The 26,032-nt window shown below is 61.6% G+C and carries 21 protein-coding genes and 1 tRNA gene; 9 read left to right on the top strand and 13 right to left on the bottom strand.

Annotation, left to right across the window (positions count from 1 at the left end; all coding sequences use genetic code 11):
* Nucleotides 1-56 precede the first annotated feature (56 nt).
* Entirely contained in the window at nt 57-2,855 is a 2,799-nt protein-coding gene (locus WC811_RS13410; protein WP_372645351.1) for a [protein-PII] uridylyltransferase, read from the bottom strand.
* The gene (gene mutS / locus WC811_RS13415; RefSeq protein ID WP_372645353.1) at nt 2,852-5,686 is read right to left on the bottom strand and encodes a DNA mismatch repair protein MutS; all 2,835 of its coding nucleotides are present in this window, start codon (nt 5,684-5,686) and stop codon (nt 2,852-2,854) included. Before mutS ends, WC811_RS13410 begins: the two co-directional genes overlap by 4 nt.
* A 197-nt stretch (nt 5,687-5,883) precedes the next feature.
* Here mutS and WC811_RS13420 point away from each other — a divergent pair, with 197 nt between their 5' ends.
* On the top strand, nt 5,884-8,157 hold the full coding sequence (locus tag WC811_RS13420; protein ID WP_372645355.1) for an NADP-dependent malic enzyme: 2,274 nt from the start codon (nt 5,884-5,886) through the stop codon (nt 8,155-8,157).
* A gap of 34 nt (nt 8,158-8,191) precedes the next feature.
* Here WC811_RS13420 and WC811_RS13425 read toward each other — a convergent pair whose 3' ends face one another.
* From WC811_RS13425 to WC811_RS13450, 6 genes are all read right to left on the bottom strand, one after another.
* On the bottom strand, nt 8,192-9,160 hold the full coding sequence (locus tag WC811_RS13425) for a GNAT family N-acetyltransferase (protein WP_372645357.1): 969 nt from the start codon (nt 9,158-9,160) through the stop codon (nt 8,192-8,194).
* An 80-nt stretch (nt 9,161-9,240) separates the two neighbouring features.
* A complete protein-coding gene (locus WC811_RS13430) occupies nt 9,241-11,151 on the bottom strand; it encodes an ATP-binding protein (RefSeq protein ID WP_372645359.1) in 1,911 nt (636 codons plus the stop codon).
* 172 nt (nt 11,152-11,323) lie between these two features.
* Nucleotides 11,324-11,554, bottom strand: a complete 231-nt coding sequence (locus WC811_RS13435; protein WP_372645361.1) for a Trm112 family protein — start codon at nt 11,552-11,554, stop codon at nt 11,324-11,326.
* Nucleotides 11,555-11,570: 16 nt separating this feature from the next.
* Nucleotides 11,571-12,254 (bottom strand): LON peptidase substrate-binding domain-containing protein, encoded by a 684-nt coding sequence (locus WC811_RS13440; protein WP_372645363.1) that lies wholly within the window; start codon nt 12,252-12,254, stop codon nt 11,571-11,573.
* 31 nt (nt 12,255-12,285) lie between these two features.
* On the bottom strand, nt 12,286-13,200 hold the full coding sequence (trxA, locus tag WC811_RS13445) for a thioredoxin (protein ID WP_372645365.1): 915 nt from the start codon (nt 13,198-13,200) through the stop codon (nt 12,286-12,288).
* A 28-nt stretch (nt 13,201-13,228) separates the two neighbouring features.
* On the bottom strand, nt 13,229-13,726 hold the full coding sequence (locus tag WC811_RS13450) for a prolyl-tRNA synthetase associated domain-containing protein (protein ID WP_372645367.1): 498 nt from the start codon (nt 13,724-13,726) through the stop codon (nt 13,229-13,231).
* A gap of 179 nt (nt 13,727-13,905) precedes the next feature.
* Here WC811_RS13450 and WC811_RS13455 point away from each other — a divergent pair.
* Nucleotides 13,906-13,980 (top strand) — tRNA-Gly (locus WC811_RS13455).
* Nucleotides 13,981-14,243: 263 nt separating this feature from the next.
* Nucleotides 14,244-14,417: a hypothetical protein gene (locus WC811_RS13460; protein WP_372645369.1), complete on the top strand. Its 174-nt coding sequence runs from the start codon at nt 14,244-14,246 to the stop codon at nt 14,415-14,417.
* Between the two features lie 79 nt (nt 14,418-14,496).
* Here the strand turns inward: WC811_RS13460 and WC811_RS13465 are convergent, their stop codons facing one another.
* A complete protein-coding gene (locus WC811_RS13465; protein ID WP_372645371.1) occupies nt 14,497-14,889 on the bottom strand; it encodes a hypothetical protein in 393 nt (130 codons plus the stop codon).
* 604 nt (nt 14,890-15,493) lie between these two features.
* On the opposite strand from WC811_RS13465, the gene WC811_RS13470 reads away from it, so the two are divergent.
* The 4 genes from WC811_RS13470 to WC811_RS13485 are packed head-to-tail and all read left to right on the top strand — an operon-like array spanning nt 15,494 to nt 19,163.
* Nucleotides 15,494-16,114 (top strand): LemA family protein, encoded by a 621-nt coding sequence (locus WC811_RS13470; protein ID WP_372645786.1) that lies wholly within the window; start codon nt 15,494-15,496, stop codon nt 16,112-16,114.
* A gap of 37 nt (nt 16,115-16,151) precedes the next feature.
* Nucleotides 16,152-17,003, top strand: coding sequence for a YgcG family protein (locus WC811_RS13475; protein ID WP_372645373.1), 852 nt, complete (start codon nt 16,152-16,154; stop codon nt 17,001-17,003).
* A 37-nt stretch (nt 17,004-17,040) separates the two neighbouring features.
* Nucleotides 17,041-17,661, top strand: coding sequence for a TPM domain-containing protein (locus WC811_RS13480; protein WP_372645375.1), 621 nt, complete (start codon nt 17,041-17,043; stop codon nt 17,659-17,661).
* A gap of 44 nt (nt 17,662-17,705) precedes the next feature.
* Nucleotides 17,706-19,163 (top strand): MFS transporter, encoded by a 1,458-nt coding sequence (locus tag WC811_RS13485; protein WP_372645377.1) that lies wholly within the window; start codon nt 17,706-17,708, stop codon nt 19,161-19,163.
* 12 nt (nt 19,164-19,175) lie between these two features.
* Here the strand turns inward: WC811_RS13485 and purH are convergent, their stop codons facing one another.
* The 4 genes from purH to htpX all read right to left on the bottom strand — a co-directional run bounded on the left by purH (nt 19,176) and on the right by htpX (nt 25,071).
* Nucleotides 19,176-20,759, bottom strand: a complete 1,584-nt coding sequence (gene purH / locus WC811_RS13490; RefSeq protein WP_372645379.1) for a bifunctional phosphoribosylaminoimidazolecarboxamide formyltransferase/IMP cyclohydrolase — start codon at nt 20,757-20,759, stop codon at nt 19,176-19,178.
* Nucleotides 20,760-20,863: 104 nt separating this feature from the next.
* A complete protein-coding gene (locus WC811_RS13495; RefSeq protein ID WP_372645381.1) occupies nt 20,864-22,579 on the bottom strand; it encodes a heparinase II/III family protein in 1,716 nt (571 codons plus the stop codon).
* A gap of 97 nt (nt 22,580-22,676) precedes the next feature.
* Nucleotides 22,677-24,086 (bottom strand): RsmB/NOP family class I SAM-dependent RNA methyltransferase, encoded by a 1,410-nt coding sequence (locus WC811_RS13500; protein WP_372645383.1) that lies wholly within the window; start codon nt 24,084-24,086, stop codon nt 22,677-22,679.
* Between the two features lies 1 nt (nt 24,087).
* Nucleotides 24,088-25,071 carry a zinc metalloprotease HtpX gene (htpX, locus tag WC811_RS13505; protein WP_372645385.1) on the bottom strand — a complete coding sequence of 328 codons (984 nt, stop codon included), beginning with the start codon at nt 25,069-25,071 and terminating at the stop codon, nt 24,088-24,090.
* A gap of 131 nt (nt 25,072-25,202) precedes the next feature.
* Between htpX and WC811_RS13510 the strand changes: the two genes are divergently transcribed.
* Both WC811_RS13510 and WC811_RS13515 read left to right on the top strand, forming a co-directional pair.
* A complete protein-coding gene (locus WC811_RS13510; RefSeq protein ID WP_372645387.1) occupies nt 25,203-25,430 on the top strand; it encodes a DUF1674 domain-containing protein in 228 nt (75 codons plus the stop codon).
* A gap of 132 nt (nt 25,431-25,562) precedes the next feature.
* Nucleotides 25,563-26,015, top strand: coding sequence for a hypothetical protein (locus tag WC811_RS13515; RefSeq protein WP_372645389.1), 453 nt, complete (start codon nt 25,563-25,565; stop codon nt 26,013-26,015).
* Nucleotides 26,016-26,032 lie beyond the last annotated feature (17 nt).

Here is a 26,032-nt window from a genome sequence, read left to right on the forward strand (position 1 = left end):
ACGTGGCTGCGAAGTCACGGCCTTGCCGTGGGATTACGGAAACGCAATCTCCGGCATCACGCGCGGGCGGCTTCGGAGGCGGCTTTGGCGCGCGCCGGATCGAGGATCGCTCTGAGGCGGGTCCGCAGAGCGCCCTGACGTGCCTCGTTCACGATCTGCTTGCCGACGAGATCCGTCACGTAGAACACGTCGACAGCTTTTTCGCCGAATGTCGTTACGTGCGCCGAGGTGATGTCGAGGGAGAGGTCGGAGAGAGCCGACGTCAGTTCGAACAAGAGGCCGGGGCGATCGCGGCCGGAAACTTCGAGAACGGTCAAGCGATCGGATAAGGCATTGTTGATGACGACCTCCGGCTCGACCGTGAAGGCTTCGAATTCGCGCGTTCCGATCCGCTTTTTCTTGAGAAGGGTGGAAAGCCGCTCCTTGCCGTTCAGCAGGCGCTGGATGGTGTCGATGATGCGATGAGAGCGACGAAGCTCGTCTTCATCCTCGGTAAATTCTCGGTTGAGAAGGAAGGTGTCGAGCGCGTAACCGTCGCGCGTGGTCGTGATGTGGGCGCCGGCGATATTGGCGCCCGCCGCAGCACAGGCGCCGGCGAACAGCGACAAGAGCCGCGCATGGTTCGGCGCGAAGACGGTTAGCTCGGTTATGGCGGTAAAGGAATCGGTTTTGATGTTGGTCGAGAACTTGGTGCGAGACGTCAACGCGTCGCGGACGACGTTCGCGTGCGCGACCTGGGTCGCGAGATCGGTGCGGAGCCAATAATTCGGATAGTGCCGGTCGATGAAGTCGTCGACGCTGCTCGCGGGCCAACCGGTCAGCGCCTGGCGTAACGCCGCCTGGGCGAGGTTGATGCGCTCATCGCGCGGGATTAGCGTATGGCCGCCGGCCACGAGCGGCTCGGTCTCGTGATAGAGCGTGCGCAGAAGCTGGCCCTTCCAGCCGTTCCAGACGCCGGGTCCGACGGCGCGGATGTCGGCGCAGGTCAATAGCAGAAGCAGTTTCAATCGCTCCGGGCTCTGCACGATGTCGGCGAAAGCGCGGATCGTATCGGGATCGGAAATATCGCGAGAATGCGCGAAGTTGCTCATCGTCAGGTGCTCTTCGAGAAGCCACGCGATGAGGTCGGTCTCAGACGGCGTCAATCCAAGACGCGGGCACAGCTTGCGCGCGATGCGGGCGCCGACGAGCGAGTGGCTCTCCTTCCGGCCTTTGCCGATGTCGTGGATGAAGGCTGCGACGAGGAGCGCGCGGCGGTTCTGGATCGAAGAAAAGATGGACGTCGCCAGCGGCAGTTCGGACGCAAAGTCGCCGCGCTCGATCGCGACGATGTTGCCGAGCGTGCGCAAGAGATGCTCGTCGACCGTGTAGTGATGATACATGTTGAACTGCATCATCGCCACGATGCGCCCGAACTCGGGCAGGAAGCGGCCGAGGACGCCGGCATCGTTCATGTGCCGGAGCGAGGCTTCGGGATTTCCCTTCGCGGTTAGCAGAGAGAGAAAAATCGCATTTGCTTCGGGGTCGTGGCGGAGCTTGTCGTCGACAAGGCGAAGTGAGCCGCGAAGCAGGCGGATGGCGTCGGGATGGAGATAGGCGCCGGTGTTCGCGGCTTGCGCGAAGAAGCGAATGAGATTGACGGGATCGCGCGCGAAAACCTCTGCGTCCGAGACATTCAGACGATCGTTATCGATGCGGAAATCTGTTTTTTCGCGCACTTCGCGGCGTGTTTTCCAGCTGAGGGGACTCAACAGGCTCTTGTAGCCGGGCGACGTCTTGAGCTGCTGCATTTCGAGCGCGCCGCATAGGATCGTCGTCAGGTCGCCGACGTCCTTGGCGATCAGGAAGTAGTGTTTCATGAAGCGCTCGACGGCGCGAAGCCCCTCGCGAGAGGTATAGCCGAGGTTCTTCGCCATTGCGGGCTGGACTTCGAAGGACAAGACCTCTTCGGCACGTCCCGTGAGGAAGTGGAGGAAGCAGCGCACGCGCCAGAGAAAATCTTCGCAACGGCGGAATGTCTGAACTTCTTCGGGGGTGAAAATTCCGGCCTCCACGGCCGCCGCACCGACTTCCTGGTTGAAGATATATTTCGATAGCCATTGCAGCGTATGGAGATCGCGCAAGCCGCCTTTGCCGTCCTTGATGTTGGGCTCGACCTTGTAGCGGCTTTCGCCCGCGCGGCGCGTGCGGTCGTCGCGCTCGGCCATCTTGGCGTCGATGAATTGGCGCGCGGTGCCCGCCACGACTTCGGACCGAAAGCGGTCTTCGAATTCGGCGAAGAGCTGGCTATCTCCGAGAATAAGACGGGAATCGAGAAGCGCAGTTCGTATCGTGATATCGGCCTGGCCGAGTTTCAGGCATTGCTCGATCGTGCGCGTCGCGTGACCGACTTTGAAGCCCAGATCCCACAGCAGATAGAGCATGTATTCGGCGACGCTCTCGCCCCAGGGCGTCTGTTTGTAGGGAAGCAGGAACAGCAGATCGATATCGGAGCCCGGAGCCAAGAGACCGCGCCCGTAGCCGCCCGTCGCGACGATGGCCATGCGTTCGGCATCCGACGGGTTCGTCGCGCGATAGACGTGGGTGACGGTGTAATCGTAGATCAGCCGGATCAGTTCGTCTTGGAATAGGCTCAAGCCCGCGGCGCAACGCCGTCCGTTGCCGTCGACGTCGAGGGCCGTGCGTGCGGCCTCCCTCGCGTTTTTCAGGAGCGCCTTGAGGCTTTCGAGGACCTTCGGGCGGGCGTCGCCGGGCGTGGCGTTGCTGTCGTTAAAATGCGCCGTCAACTCGCGGCGCGCCGCGAGCCGGTCGAAGTAGGGCGGCGGGATGAGGACGTTCGCTATATCGTTGGTCAAGGCTTCGTCTTCTTCAGGGTTTCGGCCAGAGCCTTGAGTTCATAGAGCTTCTCGAGCGCCGCCTTCGGCGACAGATCATCAGGATGCATGGCGAGCAGCAGCTTTTCAACGGCAGATGGTAAATCGCTTGTTGCTGCGCCTCTCGGCCGCGCCGCCGAGAATAGCGGGAGATCGTCAATACTTTCGTCGCCGAGCCGGGGGCGGCGGTCGGTTTTTTCGAGACGCGCAAGGACTTGACGCGCTCGTGTGACGACAGGTTCCGGCAAGCCGGCGAGCTTTGCGACCTGGATGCCGTAAGAGCGGTCGGCGGCCCCGGGCTTAACTTTATGCAGGAAAACGATGCTGTCGTGCCATTCCGCGACGTCCATCGTGACGTTCGCTATGCCGTCGAGGCGCCGCGCGAGGGCCGTCAGCTCGTGATAGTGGGTTGCGAACAACGCCCGCGCTTTCGTTACGCCGTGGAGATATTCGACCGTTGCCCATGCGATCGAAAGTCCGTCGAAGGTTGCGGTGCCGCGGCCGATTTCATCGAGGATAACGAGGGATCGCTCGGTCGCCTGATTGAGGATGGCGGCGGTTTCGACCATCTCGACCATAAATGTCGAGCGGCCGCGCGCCAGATCGTCGGACGCGCCGACGCGTGAAAATAGCCGGTCGACGACTCCGATGTGGGCTGAGCGGGCCGGCACGTAAGAGCCCATTTGCGCCATCACGGCGATGAGCGCGTTCTGCCGCAGGAATGTCGATTTACCAGCCATGTTCGGGCCGGTCACGAGCCAAATGCGGGCGTTGGGGAGTGCGTCGGCGGTTTGAGGTTCGACGGCCGATCCGCTGTGTCCGAGGATGCAATCGTTCTCGATGAAAGCCGCGCCGCCTTGTTTCGCAAGCGCCTGCTGGACGACGGGGTGGCGGCCGCCACGAACATCGAAGACGGAGCCTTCGTCGATCACCGGCCGCACGTAGCCCTGCTCCAGGGCGAGCGCCGCGAGTGCGGTATAGACGTCGAGTTCGGCGAGTGCTGCTGCGGCGGCTGAGAGCTGGTCGGTTGCGGCAGTGATGTCCTGTGTCAGCGACGCAAAGATTTCCTGCTCAAGGTTGAGCGCGCGTTCGCTCGCGGATGCAATCTGACCCTCGATTTCGAGCAACTCGGCCGTTGCGAAGCGCACACCGTTGGCCATCGTCTGGCGGTGACGGAAGCGCTCGGACAGCGGCGGCGACATCATCGGCTTGGCGTTGAGCTGCGTCACCTCGATGTAGAAGCCAAGAATGTTGTTGTGGCGCACGCGCAGTGTTTTTATGCCCGTTTCTTCGATGTAACGGGATTCAAGCTCGGCCATGACGCGGCGGCTATCGTTGCGCAACACGCGGGCTGCGTCGAGGTCGGCGTTGAAGCCTTCACGGATGAATCCGCCGTCGCGCCGGAGAAGCGGCGGATCATCGACGAGCGCATTTTTGAGCGCGCTCGCGAGAGCGGAGGGAACGGCTTCCAGGCGCGAGCGAATAGACTGAAGTTCCGGCGGCAACGGCAGTGGGTCCGCGCCGGTGGCCAACATGCTCGCGGCGTTGGATGCGGTTTCTACCGCGTCGCGCACGGCGGCGAGATCGCGAGGACCGCCGCGTCCGAATGTCAATCGCGGTAAGGCGCGGGCGAGGTCGGGCGTTCCACGCAAACACGAGCGAATATCGTCGATAAGCCGGCGATTTCCTAATAGGGCGGACACGGCGTCGAGTCGCGCTTCGATGGCGGCCGGTTCCTTGAGGGGGCTCGCGATCCGTGATTGAAGCTCACGCGCGCCGCCACCCGTTATGGTGCGGTCCATCGCGGCCAGCAGCGTCGCGTTTTTATCGCTCGACGACGATTTCACGAGTTCGAGGCTGGCGCGGCTTGCGGCGTCGATGAAGAGAGATGCGCCACCGGCGCGACGCGGCGCCCGGATGAGCGGTTTCCTGCCCATCTGCGTCAGGTCGATATATTTCAGGACCGCGCCGATAGCCGCGAGTTCGCCGCGCGAAAAGGCACCGAAGCCGGCAAGATCGGAGACGCCCAAGCAGTCCTTCAGATCGCGGGCTCCGGCGGCGCTGTCGAAATAAGCCGAGGGAAGCGGCGTCGTCTTGCCGCCCGAATAGTCGACCGTCCGGGCGAACGTCTCATCGCCGATAAGATTGTCGGGGGCGAGAACTTCGCTTGACGCTAAGCGGATCAGCTCGCCCGAGAGATCGATGCCTGAAACCTCCGAGACTTCGAACTCGCCGGTCGAGATGTCGATGGAGGCGAGCGTGGCGCGCGATTCCGGTGTTGCGATGCCAAGTTCGACCGGTGTCGCGAGAAAGACGGCCGTCAGGTAGTTGCGAGCCTTGGCGTCGAGAAGGGCTTCTTCGGTGAGCGTGCCGGGCGTTACGAGACGGACGACGTCGCGCTTTACGACCGCCTTGGGTCCGCGCTTTCGGGCTTCGGCCGGGTCTTCGAGCTGTTCGCAAACCGCGACGCGATGGCCCTGCTTGATTAACCGTTGCAGATATTCGTCGGCGCGATGCACGGGCACGCCGCACATTGGGATGTCTTGGCCCCGATGTTTGCCGCGTTTCGTCAATACGATGGAGAGTGCTTCCGACGCCGTCACGGCATCGTCAAAGAATAGCTCGTAGAAATCGCCCATCCGATACCAGAGCAGACTGTCGGGATTTGCGGCCTTGATTTCGAGATATTGCGCCATTGACGGCGTCGCGTCGGCGGCGGCCGCGGAATCCGCGCCACTCTGCGACACTTCGGCAGCAGCCTCTGGCGCTGATTCGGGATGCCTGCCCTTGCGCGGCTCGTCGGTTCTGGACATCAAGAGATTACGTTTCAAATTGCCCCGTTCGGCTTCACGAATGGCGCGACGGGAAACGCCCCGCCGATCCCCGCCCAAGCGTCGGATATGCATAGGTTGCTGTTCCGGCTCCCGCAACCTATCGTGCCCGCCCTTATCCCCCGATGTATGCTTTGGCAATACTGCCGGAGCAGACGGAATCCTGAACGGTCAACACCATGCCCTCCCTTCACCGCGCCGCCCAAGTGACGGCTCAAGAAGCGCTTGCATTTCATGCCAACGGCAAGCCCGGCAAGCTCGAAATTACACCGACGAAGCCGTTGGCGACGCAGCGCGATCTCGCGCTCGCTTATTCTCCGGGCGTTGCAATTCCGGTGCAGGCGATCGCGGAAAATCCGCGTGACGCATACGCCTATACCAGTAAGGGCAATTTCGTCGCCGTCGTGTCGAATGGCACAGCGATCCTCGGGCTTGGCAATCTGGGGGCCCTGGCCTCGAAGCCGGTGATGGAAGGCAAAGCGGCGCTGTTCAAGCGTTTCGCCGACATCGACGCGATCGATCTTCTCGTCGATACGCCGGACCCGGACGCGTTCATCAACTGTGTTCGCTATCTCGGGCCGTCGTTCGGCGGCATGAACCTCGAAGATATCAAGTCACCCGATTGCTTCATCATCGAAGAGAAGCTCAAAGCCCTGCTCGACATTCCAGTTTTTCATGACGATCAGCACGGAACCGCAATCGTCGTCGCGGCCGGAGTGCTGAACGGTTTGCGCGTCGTCGAGAAAAACATCGACGATGTGAAGCTCGTTTGCGCAGGTGCTGGCGCAGCGGCGCTGGCGTGCCTCAATCTTCTCGTCAAGATCGGCATCAGGCGCGAGAACATCACCGTTTGCGACGTCGTCGGCGTCGTTTACGAGGGCCGCAAAGAACTGATGGATCCTTACAAGGCGCCTTTCGCACAGAAGACGAATGCCCGGACGCTGGCGGACGTCATCGGCGGCGCGGATATTTTCCTCGGGCTCTCGGCAGCCGGTGTTCTGTCGAAAGATCACGTCGCCGCGATGGGACCGAAGCCGCTTATTTTCGCGATGGCCAATCCCGATCCGGAGATCACGCCGGAAGATGTGAAATCCGTTCGCTCCGACGCGGTGATGGCGACGGGGCGCTCTGACTATCCCAACCAGATCAACAATGTCTTGTGCTTCCCATTCATCTTCCGCGGCGCGCTCGACGTTCACGCGACGACGATCAACGATTCGATGAAGATCGCAGCTGCGGAAGCGATTGCAGCGCTGGCGCGGGCCGAGGTTCCTGATCAGGTCGCGGCGGCCTTTCTCGGCGAGCGTCCGACATTCGGTCCGGGCTATATCATTCCAGCGCCATTCGACCCGCGTCTCCTGCCACACGTTTCCGCGGCGGTTGCGAAAGCGGCGATGGATTCCGGCGTCGCGCGCAGTCCCATCGTCGATATGGATGGCTACGTTGCGCGTCTCAACGCGCGCCTCGATCCGGTCGTGGGGTGGCTGCAAACGACATTCGATTCCGTTCGCAACGATCCGAAGCGCGTCGTTTTCGCCGAGGGCGAGGAGCCGGCCGTCATCCGGGCGGCGAATACGTTCTTCCAGCAGGGCTTCGGCCAACCGATCCTGATCGGCCGGAAGAAGGTCGTGACGGATCACTTCCGCGAGCTCGGCATTCCGCTTCGGCCGGAGTTCGAATTGATCGACACAAGCGAGTCGCCGTTTGTCGAAGAGTTTTCGGAATTTCTTTATTCGCGGCTGCAGCGGCGGGGATATTTGAAGCGCGATTGCGAGCGCGTCGTCACCAACGAGCGCAACGTGTTTTCGGCGTTGATGGTGACGCACGGTCATGCCGATGCGATGGTTTCAGGCGTGACGCGGAACTGGACGAGCGTTTATTCCGATGTTCACCGGGTGATGGACGAGAAGCCCGGCCGACATGCCATCGGCGTGTCGCTGGTTCTCAATCGCGGGCGCGCGGTTCTCATCGCGGATACAAGTATTCACGATCTGCCGAACGGCGAGCAACTTGCGAATATCGCTGTCGAGGCGGCGCGAGCGGCCCGTAATTTCGGGATCGAGCCGCGTGTGGCATTACTCGCGTATTCGACGTTCGGACAGCCAAAGGGCGAACGGTCGGAGCAGGTGCGCCAGGCCGTACGCATTCTCGACGAGCGTCTTGTCGATTTCGAGTACGACGGCGACATGGCGGCTGACGTGGCGCTCAACCGAACATTAATGGGGCACTATCCGTTCTGCCGCCTGTCGGACACGGCCAACGTGCTGGTGATGCCCGCGTTTCACGCCGCATCGATCTCGACGAAGATGATCAAGGAGCTTGCCGGGGCGACGCTCATCGGGCCCGTTATCGTCGGGCTATCGCATTCGGTGCAGATTTGCTCATTCGGCGCGACGGATGCGGACATCGTCAACATGGCGGCGCTGGCCGCTTACGGCGCCGGCAAAGACTAGCGGCGTTTTTCGCAGCGAATGAAGCACAGGACGCTCAAGCGTCGACGGCGATCCGGCTTTTGGTTTCGGCCGGGGCGCCGTAGTGCTCGAAATAGCGCGGATCTATATTCGCGACCGGCATGATCACGAGGACGTCGGTGGTGCCGAACTGTTTGTCGATCACGGCGCCGTCGCCGAAATAGGCGCCGAGCCTCAGGTAGGCCTTGATCAGGGGCGGCATGGCTTTCAGTGCAGCCTTCTGGTCAATGTCTGACGCCGGCATCAGGTTCATCGAGACGGCGAGCGGTTCACGCGCACTGCAGCGCCATTCCTGGGGCGCCGGGGCTTTGTGATAAAGATAGCTCAAAGCCATCCTATGATCTTCGATGTCGATGCCTTCAAAGCTCGCGCAGCCGATCATCACGTCGATGCGGTTTTCGCGAACGTAGGTCCAAAGCCCGTGCCACAGCAGCTCGACCGAGCGCTTGCTGCGATAGGGAGCGAGAACACATGAGCGGCCGAGTTCCATGAACCGGTGCGTCGCCGACTTGCTCTTCAGGAGCGGGGCGATTTCGTACTCGCTTGCCGAGTAAAATCCGGGGCCACGCTCGGCAACTTCCTGGCGAAGAATGCGATAGGTGCCGACGACTTTCGGCCGCTCGGGGCGCCCGGCCCGGCCCGGCATCGTCTTGTCGAGATCTACCACGAGAAGATGATCGCAGAGGGCGTCGTAGGCGTCTTCGTCGCGGCGGCGGAATTGCGCAAGGCGGGTCGGGACGGCCGACATTTCTTCGAAGAAGACTTGATAGCGTAAGCGCTGCGCGAGCTTGATTTCCGACCAGGAGCGAGCCAACCGGACTTCGAGATTGCCGACGCGGCCGTAGACCTTGGGCTCGATATCGCGGTTTAACGCCTTCAGCCGACGAGCCGGTACGCTCAGGGCCTCAATGGCTGCGAGGCCCGGCGGAAGTTTCCCGGCCCGGCTTGGCCAACGTCTGCTGCGGTCTGCAATTGCCTGCCACATCGGATGGAAACCCCCAGAGTGCACCAACGTAGGCGGCTACCACGATTCCGTGACAGTTTTTAGATCGAATATTGATTTGCTCAGGCCGCCGGCGGCGCCATGCGGACGTTTTGTGCCGTCCATCGCAGCAGCATATCGTGGAGTTCGCGGGCATCGAAGGGCTTGGCGAGGTAGTCATCCATTCCGGCGGCCCTGCAGCGTTCGCGGTCCTCGGCGAAGGCGGTGGCGGTCAGGGCGATGATCGGGGGGCAGGAGAGGCTCTGGTCCTTGCGTTCGCCATACAGGGCCTTGATCGATTTCGTCGCGATCAGGCCGTCGATGTCGGGCATCAGGATGTCCATCAGGATGAGGTCGAATGACGGGCGTCTGCGTTCGAGCGTTTCCCATATCGCGGCTATGGCGGACCGGCCGGTGTCGACGACCGTCGCCTTGCCGCCCGCACGCTCGATGATCTTGCAGGCAAGCAGGGCGTTGATCTGGTTGTCCTCGGCAACGAGGACCCTGAACGGGTGGTAGGCGCCGCGCCGCCGAATGGCGTCCGGCCCATCGGATGGATCGCGGAGGCCGTGGTCTGGCATAGGCATGCCTGACCCGACGTTCGCCGGGGCGGCGGCCACACGTAATTCCAGCTCGGCGGTGAAAACCGCTCCTTTGTCCAGGCCTGCAGAGGCGGTGATCTCGCCGGACATCGCCTGAGCTATTCTTTTTGCGATCGCTAGTCCAAGGCCGCTTCCGCCTGGGTTCCGGTCGATGGAACTCGCGTCCTGCTCGAACTCGTCGAAGAGGCGGCGCGCGGAATCCGGCGGAAAGCCGATGCCGGAATCGGAAACTTCGATCGCGATGCGCGCGGCCCGCGGATTTGCGGCGCGATCGGAGGAGATATCAATCGCGACAGCGACGCCGCCCTTGTCCGTGAATTTGATGGCATTCGATAGCAAGTTGAGAAAAATCTGGCGCACGCGGATCTCGTCGCCCACGACCCATTCGGGCACCGCGTCAGTGATATCGCATGTCAAAAGCAGGTTCTTGGCCGTGGCTTCCGGCGTCATGAGCAGCATCATCTGGGCGATGCAATTCCTCAGCGAAAAGACCTCGTTCGCCAATTCGAGCCTGCCCGCTTCGATCTTGGAAAAATCGAGGATGCCATCGAGCAAGCCGAGCAGAGAACGGGCGGAATCTTCGACGACGCGCACATAGGTTCGCTGTTCGGGATCGAGCTCGGTATCGCGAAGCAAACTGATCATGCCGATGATGCCGTTCATCGGCGTTCTGATCTCGTGGCTCATTGTGGCAAGGAAACGCGATTTTTCCCGATTTGCCGTTTCGGCGCGGTCACGGTCGCCGCGGAGCGCTTCTTCGATTTCCCGTTCGATGGTGACGTCATGTCCGACGCTTTGAATCTCGATGCCACCGCCGTCCGCTGTAACCTCCGTGTCCTCCCATGCGATCCATCTCTTGCCTCGGCGCGTCGGCAGCAGTTCAAGCGTTCTGCAACCTGTGGCGGAGGCGTCGACGGCCGCTTCTGTAAGGAGCGCATGGGGACGATAATACGAACCGAGGACATCACCGCTGCGGATGCCGAAGGCATCGAGGAACGCCGAATTGGCGAAGACCAGGCGACCGTCGCTTGCCCGACGGACGATGAAGTCCCTTTGCGAATCCAAAAGCTGGCGATAACGGATCGCGTTGTCGGACAGTCGCCAGCGGGCATCTTTTAGGTCTTCGAGCCGGTGGCTATCGAGACCGCTCGGCGGGGCGCTCTGCGCTATCCGTCGCCCGGACACCGGCGGCACGATGAATCCGCACAAAGCACCGGCGGCAAGTAGGCCCAGGCCAGTGAGAGCGGCAACGATACCGCCGCCGAACGCCACTCCACTCGAGACAATGCCGATCGCGATCAAAAGTGTACCAACGATAGCCGCGATTGCCGCGCAAAAGCGCACAACCCAGGCTGCCGGCCTTTTATCTTCGCGCGATGACGGTACGTTCATGCGTACCTCGACGGATCGCGAGTAAATGGTTTTTCGCAACAATGCTGTGGCCCCTGAATGCGGGGCGACAGTCATCCAGTGCTCTTTTACAGAATCTAAATAGACGTGGTTAAGCGCCGATCCGCAGCCATCAAATCTTTTTCGACCGGCTGCAATGTCGGTCACATCGCCTTTACAGTCGCCGCAAGTCGGCGTCCGTCAATTTGCGCGCTGCTTCCTCGATCATCAGCGGGACGCCGTTGCGGATCGGAAACGCCAAGCCGGCCGCCTTGCTTAAGAGCTCGCGGGCTTTCGCATCGTAAACGAGGCGAGTCTTGGTCAAGGGGCAGACGAGAAGCTCAAGCAGTTTCGGATCGACGGCGTTGGCGTCGTCTTGGGGGCTGTCGTCGAGATTTTCGCTCATCGCATGCCCTCCGGCGCTATTGAAGCGTCGTGCCGCTGTTGCCGTTCGAAGCCAGATCGATTTCCGCGAGCGCAACGAGCACTTCGGCGCGCGACTGCAAATCCTTGGCTTCGAGAAGCGCCTGTTTTTCCTCGGGGCCGTAAGGGCACATCACCGAAAGAGCGTTGATCAGGAATTCGTTCGATGCCCGCTGGATCGTTGCCCAATCCGTCTTCAGGCGATTGGCCTCAAGGTAAGTCCGCAGGACGCGAAGGAGGTTCTGGCGATCGACCTGCTCTTCGCCGAGACCCTCGGTCAAATCGCTCGCGAATTTGTCGTAGCTGACGCTCATGATGCGGTAGGGCATGTCGGTTTCGGCTTCGCCGACGCATTGAAACCGTGTGACGCCCGTCAGCGTGATGATCAACCGTCCGTCGTCGAGTTCCTGGTAGGACGTTATTCGGCCGGCGCAGCCGACGGAGCGCAACTCGGCCGTTTTTTCGATGGGGCTTTCCTGATCGTCGTCTCCGGCTACGAGCGGTTGCAGGATGCCGATGATCCGCGCGCCCGACATCACATGGTCGATCATGTCGACATAGCGCGGTTCGAAAATGTTGAGCGGCAGGGTCGCGCGCGGCAGCAGGATGGCGCCGCGGAGAGGAAAAACGGGAATCCTTGGCGGCAGATCGGCCGGACGGCGATAGCGTTCCGTGAGGGTCAAATGGGATCGTCTCCGCTAGGCGTCGAAAAGATCAACTGAATAGGATGGATGATAGCCGCCGCCGCCCTTCGGCAACCAACGGCTCTTTCTGGCCCCAGGCGTCGAAGAATTGCAGAAGCTGCTTGCGGGCAGCCTCATCGTTCCATTTCCGGTCTATCCTGACGAGATCGAGTAGAAGTTCAAGGGCGTCCTGACGTTCATCGGATGCCCCAAGACCGACGGCGAGATCGAGGCGGGCTTGGAAGTCCTTGGGATTTTCGGCGACGCGTTTCTTCAACTCGTCGAGTTCGCCGGTGTCGGCGCTTCTTTCGGCGAGCTGAAGAGCGGCCTCGATGCTCTTAACCACCGGCATCTCGCGTTTGTCGGGTGGGACGAGGGCCAGCGTTTGCTTGGCGCGCGCCACGTCGCCGCTCTTCATGTAACAGGATGCGAGACCGGCCAGCGCTTCGGCATTGGTGCGATCTTCCTGCAGAATGCTGGCGAAGATTTCGGCGGCGCTCTGCAAATCGTCTTGTTCGAGCAGGTCTTCGCCGGTTTTCAAAAGCTCCGCAATTCCGACTTCGGCGTCGTCGGCAACGAGGCGGTCGATGAACGCCTTGATCGTGCTTTCGGGCTGTACGCCGACAAATCCGTCGACCGGCTGACCATCGCGAAAAGCATAGACGGTGGGGAGCGATTGAATGCGAAGTTGGGCCGAGATCGCCTGGTTCTCGTCGACGTTGACCTTCACGAGACGGACCTTGCCGCGATAGCCGCGGACCAGTTTCTCGATGAGTGGCGTCAACTGTTTGCACGGTCCGCACCACGGCGCCCAGAAATCGACGACGACCGGCACCGTGTTCGACGCATCGAGAACGTCAACCTTGAAGGTCGCGGTCGTCGAGTCCTTGACGACGTCGGTTCCTCCGAAAGCGCCAATCTCCGTGTCTTTTGCACCGAATTCCATCGAGCCTGTCTCCTCCCCGCTCAAGTCTTCAAGACGCGGTCAATTCCATGACGCAGGGTTCATGGCCGGTGGCCCGAATGAACCGCAAAAGGTCGTCGCGCGCAATGTTTGTCGTCGCTGTGTTTTCAAGAGGATGACAGTTCATCGAGGTGCCGGCCATCAGCGCCTCATCGACGACGATTTTCACTCGGTTTTCAGTATCGTTGATCACCGCAAATGCCGTTACCGAACCGGGCGAGACGCCGAGCGTTTCCATCAGCAACTCGGGCCTGCCGAACGAGAAACGTCCGGCCCCCAATTTTTTCGACAGGCCTTTGAGGTCGACGCGTGTCTCGGCTTTGGCGATCACGAGGAAAAGCGCGCCCTTGTCATCCTTGAGGAACAGATTTTTCGTATGGGCGCCGGGGAGCGGAATTTCGACCTTGTCGCTTTCGGCGACGGTAAAGACGGCCGGATGGTCGATCGTTTCGGTTTGAATTCCGAGGTCAGCCAGGGCCGAGAACAGCTGTTGTCGCGTGAGGGGCATCGGCTGGTCGCTTTCTCCGTTTTCGCTGCTCCGCCGCCGGATGCATACCCCGGCGGACCTCCGATATATAAGGCCGATGGCCATTTTTGCCGCCATGACGCAGGGGCTTGCATTGGCCGGGCACTTGCGCCATAAGGCGGGTCTTCCGCCGCCGCAAGGCGGCGTTAGTATCTGGACATGCGGGTGTAGCTCAGGGGTAGAGCACGACCTTGCCAAGGTCGGGGTCGAGGGTTCGAATCCCTTCGCCCGCTCCAGTACATCAGGGACGCTACCCCGGTCCCCCAAAACAGATCAAAACAATCCGTGTCAGAAGTATCTGGCAACAGGACAACCCAGCTTCGAATGGCTTGCCGTTTGTCGGCGCGAGGCGCCGCGCATTCGCTGGCGCCGCCTGCCGTTGGCGCGACATTTTACGGCGCCCGAGCGCCGCCGCGATTGGGACTCGCTGCCGCCATAGCGAGGGAGAATAAATACGGTGGGCTGGGCTTGAAAGGGTGCAACTCAATTGAAACGCTTCGTGCAGTCTCTCCAGGCGGCATTCGCTTGTGCAATTCTGGTGGTGCTCATCTTCAGCATTCCAATGGTCATGGCTTCCACGCCGATCCACTTCGATATCGCATTCATGAGCCCGGCTCATCTTATCGCGGGGCAGCAGGGTGCGGGCGGTACAGCTTCGCTCGTCTCGCCATGATTAGCTCTGGAGCATTATAGAGCGCCCGCCGACGCTCAAAACGAAACCGGCCCCTCGCGGGGCCGGCATCGGGCATTTGTCAGTAGTAGCAATAGGAATGACGGCGGCGATAATAGTAGTCGTCGCAGAGATAACCTTCGTCATAAGCGTAGTCGTCGTAGCCGCCGTAGTAGAAACCTGGGCCCCAGCCGTAACCATAGTAGCGACCGCCCCAACCACCACGACCGCGATGGCCGTAGCCGCCATGCCCATAGCCTCCGCCGTGACGTCCGTATCCGCCAGCGAAATGCCCGCCTCGGAAACCGCCGCCGCCAAAGTGGCCTCCGCGGAAGCCACCGCCACCGTGAAATCCGCCACCACCGCCGTGGAAGCCACCGCCGCCACCGCCGTTCCGGGCTTCAGCGCCTGCGGAAAAGCCGACGACGGCCAGCGCCGCTATCGCGCCTGTCAGCGCTTTTTTCCAATTTTCCATTTTGAGCTCCATACCGTAATCGAATCGCGATTTTTTCGAGTCCGCCGACCATAGTAACGTGGTGTCATAAACGTCGTTTCCAATGGAAACCTGCCAATTGCGCATAGCAGGCAGAAGCCATTCGCCATCCGGATTCGACTGCAACGAAGGATCAGATTCCGAGCGCGAAACGTTTAGGCGATCCCTAAAAAACTCCGAACACGGGGCATCGTCCCTCCCGCAGGATTTCGCGCAAACCCATGCGTGTCCGGCCGGATAGGAGCGATGCCTAGATGACGCTCCCGGGCCGTTGCGGTGCTTGTGCCGCTCAGGTGTCTGGATCGACGTGTACGTCCGTCGATCTGAATATAAGCTGAATACGTCGTGCCCATCCCACGGTCGCGGAAGATGGTGGAAACCCTTGCCACGTCGTTCGCGGAGGTGCTTGGTCCGTCCGACGCCTAATTATGGGTACTAAAGTCATGGCGGTGTCGCTTGAACGCCATGAATGAAAATCATACCACAGACGTCGGCTCGCGAGGGCCGCTCGACGATCCGCCTCTATCGCCCTATTGCTCCCCCGGCACCGAACCTTTTCGATTCAGAAACGAGGACTGCCAGCGCCATGACCGCAGCCATGAGAACTTTCATCGTTCGTCCGATCGCGGTTCTCGCGATCATTGTTGCGGCCCTGTCGATGGCAGGCTGCGGGATCAACACCATTCCGACGAAGGAGCAGCAAGCAAAAGCTGCCTGGAGCGAGGTGCTGAACCAGTACAAGCGCCGGTCGGATCTCGTTCCCAATCTCGTCGAGACGGTGAAGGGCTTCGCGGATCAGGAAAAGAGCGTGCTGATCGATGTCACGAAAGCGCGCGAGCAGACGACGAACATTCAGCTGCCCGCCGATATCCTGACCAATCCTGATGCGATGAAGAAATTCCAGGATGCGCAGGCAGGGCTCTCGGGCGCGCTTGGACGATTGATGGCGGTGGTCGAACGCTATCCGGATATCAAGTCGGGTCAGAACTTCCTGGCGTTGCAGAGCGAGCTTTCGGGTACCGAGAACCGTATCGCCATCGCGCGCCGCGACTACATCCAGGCGGTGCAGGCCTACAACACCGAGATCGTGACCTTCCCGGGCCGGCTCTGGAAGATGGCGCTGTATCCGCAGGCGAAGGAAATGGCGACGTTCGACATTTCGCCTGAAGAGCAGAAGGTTCCGAAGGTCGATTTCAGCAAGCCTTAGGCGGCGGACGCATCAACTTTTGCCGGGAGCCTATCAGATGGCTGGGGCTTTGAACGCGGCTCGGTCTTCGATATCGCGCAGCGGGCCGCGTGCGCTGCTGCGCGTGATGATGGCTATGCTGTCCGCCACGCTTTCGGGCCTGTTCGTTCCGGCCTTCGCGGATCCGGTTTATCCGGAGCTTGCGGGACGCATCACGGATGAAGCGGCGCTGTTGACGCCCGCCGAGAAGACCGACATCGAAAGCGATCTTGCTTCCCTCGAGCAGACATCGACGGACCAGCTCGCGATCGTCACGGTCAAATCGCTCCAGGGTTATTCGATCGAAGATTACGGCATCGGTCTCGCGCGAAAGTGGGGGATCGGTCAGAAGGGCAAGGACAACGGCATCCTGCTGATCGTCGCTCCGAACGATCGTAAAGTCAGGATCGAAGTCGGACGGCGGCTTGAGCCGTTCATGACCGACACGATGTCGGCGCTTATCATTCAGAATGCCATCCTGCCGAAGTTCCGACGCGGCGATTTCGCGGGCGGCATCAAGGACGGCGTGCGCGATATCAAGTCGGTGGTGCTTGGAGACGCCGAAGAAGTGAAGCAGCGCGCAGCCGGTTCGCGCACGCCGCAGGACGATCCGACGGTGATCATCCATCTCGTCATCTTTTTCCTGATCGTGGCCTTCATCATCTGGGTCAATTATCGCAATGCGCAGGCGATGCAGGCCGGGATGCCGGGCACCCAGCAGCGCCGGCGGCGTGGCGGCGTTGTCATCATTCCAGGCGGCTCCGGGGATTGGGGCGGCGGTTGGTCGAGTGGCGGCGGCGATAGCGGGGGCGGCGGCTGGTCGGGAGGCGGCGGCGACTTCGGTGGCGGCGGCGCTTCGGGGGGCTGGTAGCAATGACGATAGCAACGCAAGCAGGTGGCCCGGAACGATGAGCTTCATCAGCGCCAAAGACGCGGAGCGGATTTCCGCGGCCATTACCAAGGCCGAACGCAACACGTCGGGCGAGATCGTCGCCGTCGTTGCGGATCAGAGCAGCCGCTATCAGCATGTTCCGTTCATGTGGGCGGCGCTGCTGGCGCTGATCATCCCGTGGCCGCTCATCCACTTCACCTGGATGAAGGTGCAGTGGATCTTCCTCATTCAGTTGCTCGTCTTCCTCGCGCTGCTGGCGCTTGCGTGGCATCCGAAGGTGCGGATGTCGCTTATTCCGAAGTCGATCCTTCGCGCCAATACGCGGCGGCGAGCGAGCGAGCAGTTCCTTGCGCAGAACCTGCACACGACGACGGGGCGGACGGGCGTTTTGATCTTCGTGTCGATTGCGGAGAAGCGCGTCGAGATCATCGCCGATAGCGGCATCGATGCGCAGGTCGAGAAAGGTATCTGGCAGAAGATCGTCGACGATTTCACAGCCGACATCGGCGCGGGCCGTGCGGTCGAAGGTTTCGAGCGGGCGATAGGGCGCATCGGGGAGCTTCTGGCACAGCATTTCCCGCCGAGGGATATCGATCCGAACGAGCTTCCCGACCATCTTATCGTCTTGCGAAACTGATTATCTGACGACGTTTTCGAAGCGGCTCGAAAGAGGGGGAAGGCATGTCGACCTTGGGTATCGGCGAGGGGGCTGGGCATGCCGCCATCGTCGAAGAAAGCGCGGTTGCTCGCGCGCCGCTTCGCGCTCGCGTGTCCTGGATGCTCTATGACTGGGCCGTGCAACCGCACTACACATTGGTGCAGACGTTTCTATTCGGACCCTATTTCGCGAATGCCATCGTGCAGAATTCCGTCTGCGGAACGATGATTGCGGAAGGCAGCGAGAAGGCTGCTTGCGGCCAGGCGCTTTGGGGATATGCGGCGGCTGTCGCGGGGCTCGTGATTGCGATCATCAGCCCGCTGCTGGGCGCGGCAGCTGACGGGCGTGGTTCGCGCAAGCCCTGGATGGCCGCGCTTTCGCTATTATTTTTAGCGGGGCTTTCGAGCCTCTGGCTCGGGGCGCCCGACGCGAACATGACGACGATCCTCATCGTTCTCGGGGGCTTCGTCGCGGCGACGATCGCTGCCGAACTTATGAGTGTTTTCTCGAACGCCATCATGACCGGGCTCGTGCCGAAGGCGGAGCTGGGCGTCCTTTCCGGCACCGGATGGGCCGTCGGGTATTTCGGCGGTCTCGTGAGTTTGGCGCTCGTCGCGGGGCTTCTCGTGCCGATGCCGGGCGAACCGAAAACACTGCTCGGACTCGATCCGCTGCTCACGCTCGACACCGCGACGCATCAGGGCGATCGCATCACCGGGCCGTTCGCCGCGATCTGGTTCGCGATTTTTATTGTTCCGTTTTTCCTTTTCGTCCCGGATCGGCGTCGCGCGGCGACAGGACATCCCGCGCGTTCGGCGGCGGCGGAGCTTTGGGACACGATCAAATCGCTACCGTCGATGCCGAGCCTGTTGATCTTCCTCATCGCGCGCATGCTCTATACCGACGGTCTGACTGCGATCTTCGCGTTCGGCGGCATCTACGGCGCGTCGGTGTTCGGATGGGGGCCGTTGGAACTCGGAATATTCGGCATTGTCCTGACGCTCGTCGGCGCGTTCGGCGCGTTGTTCGGTGGCTGGCTCGATGACAGCGTCGGACCCAAGAGGGTCATTATCGTCGCGCTCGTGGCCTTGTTCGTGGGCGCGATCGGCATTCTGTCGGTCGACAAATCGCATATTTTCTTCACGACGGAGGTGGCGGCGAAAGCCATCGGCTCGAAGCCGTTCTCGTCGGCCGGAGAGCAGACGTTTTTGGCGTTCGCGATTTTGGTCGGCATCGTTTCGGCGCCGGTGCAGGCCGCCAGCCGGTCGCTGCTGGCGCGGATCGCGCCCGCCGACAAGATCACGCAGTTTTTCGGGCTCTTCGCGTTTTCGGGCAAAGTCACGGCGTTTCTGGCGCCGTTCTTCGTCGCGCTCATCACGCAGGAGACCGGCAGCCAGCGTATGGGCATGTCGGCGGTTCTCGCGTTCCTTGCGATTGGCGTCGTGATGATGCTGTTCGTCAGAACGCGACCGGCTCCATAAGCGTCGATCGGTTTAGTGGCGGAAGTGGCGAATGCCGGTGAAGACCATCGCCAAGCCGCGCTCGTCGGCTGCCTTGATGACTTCGTCGTCACGCATCGAACCGCCCGGCTGAATGACTGCCGTGACACCCGCTTCAGCGGCCGTGATCAAACCATCGGCAAACGGAAAGAACGCGTCCGAGGCGACGACCGATCCGACCGTCAGGGATTGGTCGAGGCCCAGTGCCTTGGCAGCTTCGGCGGCTTTCCACGCCGCGATGCGGGATGACTCGACCCGGCTCATCTGGCCCGCGCCGACGCCGACGGTCGCCTGGTTCTTCGCATATACGATGGCGTTGGATTTGACGTGCTTTGCGACCTTGAACGCGAAGCGAAGATCTTTCCGCTCGGCGTCCGTTGGGGCGCGTTTCGAGACGACCTCCAAGTCGAGATCGTCGGCGTTGCTGGCGTCACGCGATTGCACGAGGAATCCGCCTGCAACAGATTTGAAATTGAGGCCTGGCGCGCGGGAGTCGGCGAGCGCCCCGGTCAGCAACAAGCGAAGGTTTTTCTTGCTCGCAAAGATGGCTTTCGCTTCTTCCGTCGCGTCGGGTGCGATGACGACTTCGGTGAAGATCTTGGCCATTTCCTCGGCGGTCGCGGCGTCGATTGTTTTGTTGAGGGCGATGATGCCGCCAAAGGCGCTGACCGGATCGCAGGCGAGAGCGCTGCGATAAGCTTCAGCAAGCGACGCTGCAACCGCGACACCGCACGGGTTGGCATGCTTGATGATCGCGACAGCGGGCAATCGCGGATCGAATTCTGAAACGAGTTCGAAGGCGGCATCCGTGTCGTTGATGTTGTTGTACGAGAGTTCTTTGCCCTGAAGCTGCTTCGCCGTCGCGACGCCAACGCGGGCTTCAGCGGAGAGATAGAGCGCGGCCGTTTGATGGGCGTTCTCGCCGTAGCGGAGCGCTTGTCCGAGGTGGCCGCCGAAGGCCCGCCATTCCGGCGCGGTGGCGTTGAGTTCGCGCGCAAACCAATTGCTGATGGCGGCGTCGTAAGCGGCGGTTCGGGCGAAGGCCTTCGCAGCGAGGGATTTTCGCAATGCAAGCGTCGTTGCGCCGTCATTCGCCGCAATTTCGGCGAGCACGCGGTCGTAGTCGGCGGGTTCGACGACGACGGTGACGCTGTCGTGGTTTTTTGAAGCGCCGCGGATCATCGCCGGACCACCGACGTCGATGTTCTCGACGCAGTCATCATATGATGCGCCTTTGGCGACAGTCGCTTCGAACGGATAGAGGTTCACGACGAGGAGGTCGATCGGCAGAATATCGTGTTCGCGCGCAGCCGCATCGTGCACATCATTGCCGCGAATGGCGAGAAGGCCGCCGTGGACTTTCGGATGCAGCGTCTTCACGCGGCCGTCCATCATTTCCGGGAATCCGGTCAGCTCGGAGACATCCATGACGGCAAGGCCGGCAGCCTTCAATGCAGCCGCGGTGCCACCCGTCGAGACCAGCTCGATGCCGCGCGCCTTCAAGGCAGTCGCGAATTCGATCAATCCGGTTTTGTCGGAGACCGAAAGTAGAGCCCGGCGTATCTGTTGCTCAGCCATGTTCACCCCAGCTTTTTCGATGTGGCGGTTATCACGGTGCGCCCGGCGTGGCCATCCCGCCGAGGGATGAGCGTGCGATTGTGACGCGCAAACGTGGGGCCGCGTCAGACCTTGCTGATTTCCGGCTTTTCGGCCTGGACGAGCCAATGGACGGACGTCTCGCCGAACGTGGTGCCACGGAGCACGATCTGCAGGCTCGGCCTGGGGCCTGCGCTGTCGACGAAAAACAGGCTTTCCTCGATCGACATCTGCGCTGTGTCGTCCGCCGCGAAGAGCCACGTCTCGCCGTCGGGAAGGGTGATCCGGCACCGGCGATGTCCGGCGGAGCGGCAGCGGCAATCGGGATGGAGGTGGAAATGGATGGCGTAGGGCAAATCCTGCTTCAGGCGCAGCGTGCCTTTCGGCGGTTCCAGAATGTCGACGCCTTCGAGCCTATCGCCTTTGGGCGAAAGCGCCAAGCGACGGCTATGAATGAGGCCGAAGCGCTTCATGTAGCCGTCATGGGAGGCAGACAGTTCCGCCTGGCTGGGGCCATCGACGAATTCCGACGTTACCGTGTCGGGGCCGCGGATTGGCAGGCCGTCGACCATCGATTCCAACTGATCATGGCGGATGAGCCGGGACGATGACGTTTCCGCGAGACACAGTGTGTTGTGACTCGTCGTGGAGCGTGCGACCGAATCCCAGTCGCGGTCGGCAGGACCCGGGAAGCCGCCATTGGCGAAGATCAAATACTGGCGCGAGGTCATTTCGAATGAGAGGGCACCGGCTTGTGCCTCGGTCGAAAGTTCGAGCGGCGGCGGCGAGCCGATATCGGCTATGACGACCGTCGAGCCGCGATCGAGCCGGGCATACCCGGATGGCCGCGCGATCGGCATGATGTCGAAATCGCCGCTGGCATAGCCGAGCACGGTGGCCAGGGCGGCGGGCGAGCCGGTGCTGACGCCGTTGAAGCGTGCGAGCATGCCATCACCGATCCGCATGAAACGCAGGAATTTCAGCGATTTTCTGATACTGGCGGCGATCTCTTCAGGTGCAGCGAGTGCGCGCGAGCCGAAGCACTGGCCGAGCGGCAGCAAATCGAGGATGAGATCGGAAAGAACGCTGGCGCTGCGGCTGATGTGGCCGCCGTCGTCGAGAATCTGCCGCTTCAACTCGACGACGAGCGCGGCTTCGGCCTCTTTCAGTTGCTTATCGTGGCCGGAGATGGAAAGTCCGGACAGGACGAGCGCGATGAGACAGATCATGCGCGGCATGCCGTCGGGTGCGTTTCGCCAAGTCGTACGCAGTGCCACGATCTGCTGGCCGATGCTCGACATGATTTGCGTATAAGCGCGCGCGTCCAAGCCTTCGAGAATCATATTGGCTTGCGAGATCCAGGAGATCAGCCGCCGTCCAATGACCTCGGGTTCATAGGCAACGCCGTGCGACATCTTCTTGAGGGCGATCCATTCGAGGACGAGATCACGCGCGACGGCTGCCGCTTCTTCTTCTTCGGTCGCGGCGAGGTGACGGAGCCAACCGAAGCCATGGAGTTCGCGTTCCCAGGCGACGCTCGGCGGTGTTATGCGGAAAGCCGAAGCGCCCTTGAGATCGGCGATTTGCGAAGCCATCCCGAAGTGACCGTGCGCAACTTCGGTCCAGAAGCTCGGATCGGCGGCGCGCAGTTCCTGTGGGACGATCAGGATCTGGTCGGCGCCGTTACCGGCATAGCGCCAGCGGAGAAATGGGGAGGATAAGGTCAACGTCACGGCGCGCCGCCGCAACCGCTCAACCGAGAGCGAGCGGATTTTCAGGCGTTCCGAAACATTGAGACCCAAGGCCCGGCTCCGTCCAGCGATGGCCTTGCCACCTCAAAAAAGGACTAGACCCCGACCCCAGTCAAAACAAGGCGGGCATGCGTCACACGCCGGTTGGTCAACAGGACTTCACAAGAGAGGCTGCGAAAAAGCCGTCAAGGCCCTGCAGGCCTTCAGGTAAATCAGCGAAATGCATCGGCAGGGTTCGAAGGTCGCCATCGCGCGTGCGCCACGACATCGGAACCGTTTCCTGGTCCAGCATGACGGGGCGTCGCGTGAATTCGGTGTGGCGGTCGAGGAAGGCCGCAACTTGCATCTCGCCCTCTTCGGGTTCCAGCGAGCAGGTGCAGTAAACGAGGACGCCGCCCGGCTTCACCAGCACGGCTGCGCGTTCGAGGAGATTCTTTTGGAGCGCGGCGAGGGCCGGAATGTCTTCGGGCCGTTTCAGATACAAGATATCGGGGTGCCGGCGGATCGTGCCGGTCGACGTGCATGGCGCGTCGAGGAGAATGGCGTCGAACTGTTTTTCCGAAGCAAACGTGAGAGCGTCGGATACAGCAATGGTTGCCGTGAGACCCAGGCGCGATAGATTTTCGTTGAGGCGCCCGAGCCGTCCAGCCGATTTGTCGACGGCGGTGACATCGGCGCCGGCAGCCGCGAGTTGCGCCGTCTTGCCACCGGGGGCAGCGCATAGGTCAAGCACGGACAATCCTGCGACGTCGCCCAGAAGTTTGACGGGAAGCGCCGCGGCGGCGTCTTGAACCCACCAAGCGCCCTCGTTGTAACCGGGAAGCTCTTCGACGCGTCCGGCCTGGGCGCAGCGGATCGAGCCGGTGGGGAGAACGACAGCGCCGATCCGCTCGGCCCACTGTTCGGGATCGGATTTGACCGTCAGGTCGAGGGCTGGTTCGGTGAGCGATGCGCGCGCGATCTGGCGTGCCTCGGCCGGACCGTAGGCTTCATTCCAGCGCGAAAGGAGCCAATCGGGAATCGTCAGCGTGACATTGTCGAGGGAGGCGAGACGTCCGTGCCCGCTTTCGCTAACGCGGCGGAGCACGGCGTTCGCGAGATTCGCGAACCGCTTGGCGGCACTATCTGCGCGGCACTGATCGACGGCGAGCGATATCACGGCGTGTGGCGGCGTTTGCAGCAACAGAAGCTGCGCGGCTGCGGCGAGCAAAATTTCGTCGAGGCGGCCCATGCGCTCAGGCAGCGGTTTGGCGAGATACGTGCTGAGGACGGCATGCAGTGAACCGCGATGTCTCAGAACCGTCGTCGCGATAAGGCGGGCGAAGGCGCGGTCGCGGCCGGGAAGATCGCGCGACGCGGCGGCTCGTGCGAAGGCATCATCGAAAGGACGGTGCTCAACTAGGACCGTATAGATCGCGGAGACGGCGACATCGCGGGTTTTAAGGCCTTCGATACCCGGAGGAGGCGCCCGGTCCGCAGGTCTCGCGGACGATGCATGCTTGGCGCGCGCCTGAGCGGGCCGTGGCGCGGAGCCTTTGGGATTTGCTTTGTTTTGCACGTCAGCCCCAGGGGCTCGGAGGCTTGTTATAGTTCTGTCCGCCAATCCAAACTTCGCCCGCAGAGCCGCTGCCTCTTGTCGCCGGGTCGGGCGCGTTTGTCTTTGTGGCGTTGCCGCCGACGCCCATCTCGCGGGCGAGTGCTTCCAGCGCGGCAATGCGGTTCTCGACGTTGGGATGCGTGGAGAACAGGTTGTCGACGCCGTGACCGTTCAGCGGATTGATGATGAACATGTGAGCTGCGGCAGGAATAGCTTCGGCCTCCTCATTGGGAATTTGGCGGGCGAGACGATCGATTTTTCGCAGCGCCGACGCGAGCCAAATCGGGTTGCCGCAGATCATCGCGCCCATGCGGTCGGCTTGATATTCCCGCGAGCGGCTGATTGCCATCTGAACGAGACCCGCGGCCATCGGTGCGACGATGATGGCGGCGATCGTGCCGATCATGCCGAGTCCGCCACGATCATTGCCTCGGCCGCCGCCGAAGATCATGCCGAATTGCATATATTGCGCGAACATCGATACAGCGCCGCCGATGGTTGCGGCGACGGCCATGGTCAGCGTATCGCGGTTTTTTACGTGCGCGAGTTCGTGCGCGATCACGCCCGATAATTCCTGCCTGTCGAGAGCTTCGAGCAGTCCCGTCGAGGCGCAGACCGCCGCATGAGACGGACTGCGTCCAGTGGCGAAGGCATTCGGCTGCGGGTTGTTCATGATGTAGACGCGCGGCATCGGAAGCTCGGCGCGGCGCGCGAGATCACGGACAATTCCGACGAGTTGAGGCGCGGTTGCGTCGGTCACTTCCTGGGCCCCGAACATATGCAGGACGACGCTGTCGGACTTCCAAAGGCTGAACGCATTCGTGGCCAGGGCGATGAAGAACGCGAACACAAGGCCGGTCTTGCCGCCGACTGCGGCGCCGAGCACAAGGAAGATGGCGGTCAGCGCGGCCAGCAACAGCGCGGTTTTGGCGTAGTTCATCGGCATGGGGTCACTCGCGACACATGGTTCGTAATCTGGTCTACAACCTTACAGCCGCGTATATATGGTATCCAAACCGATCATAAAGGTTGCGCGCCGAAAAAGGTAGCGATTGCCAATGAGGAGCCGCGCTCGCCATGACAACCAAAGACGACCTCTCGTCCAGCCGCGAGGCCTCCGGCCATGACGTTTCGCCGCCTCGCGCGCTGACGCCTGAGGCGCGCAGGGCGCTGGAAGAGGCGGAAGCCAGACGGCGGCAGCAGGACGCTGCGCAGGCGCGGCCAGCGGAAGTCGGCGGCCGCGATGGTCCCGAACCGACGCGTTTCGGCGATTGGGAAAAGGGCGGCATCGCGTCGGACTTCTGATCGCTGTCCATAAAACGCCCCTCTTAAAAAAAATGCATTCGACGGATTGTCGGTGCTCTGAAAGCCGCACGTCCGGCATCCGAGTTGCATGGCCGCAGTCGTAAAGATGTGGGGTGTTTCAAGGAGGGACAGATGCTCAGGCGACGGACAGCTGGCGTTCTACCTTTCGAGCGCGGTGAACAACATTCAGTCTTTGTTGTTTTCCTAATGATGATCGTCGTCCTGCTGCTGGCGGCGGGCGCGGCGGTCGATTATGCGCGCGTTGCCAACATGCGCGAGGGGATCGAAACGGCCGTCAGGTCAGCGTCGGAAGCCGGCATGAAGGCCATGCGTGAGGGCGCTCGTTCCGATGCCGAGATCAGGGCGATCGCAGTGTCTCATTTCGACAAGGATGTGACGTTCGCTCGTCAAGTTGGGACAGTTGACACACCTTACGTTGGTATCGACCGTGCAGCTTCGTCTGTGGTGGTCGAAGCCAGAGGCACCGTCGAGATGACGGTTAGCCGCCTATGCGGGATTAACGAGATCGCGGTTCCTGCCGCGTCAACGACAAGCTGGGCGCCGCAAAGTGCGGACGCCCAGTAAGACTCGATAGCCTTAAC

The organism is Hyphomicrobium sp. (genome assembly GCF_041659645.1).
GTDB lineage: Bacteria > Pseudomonadota > Alphaproteobacteria > Rhizobiales > Hyphomicrobiaceae > Hyphomicrobium_B.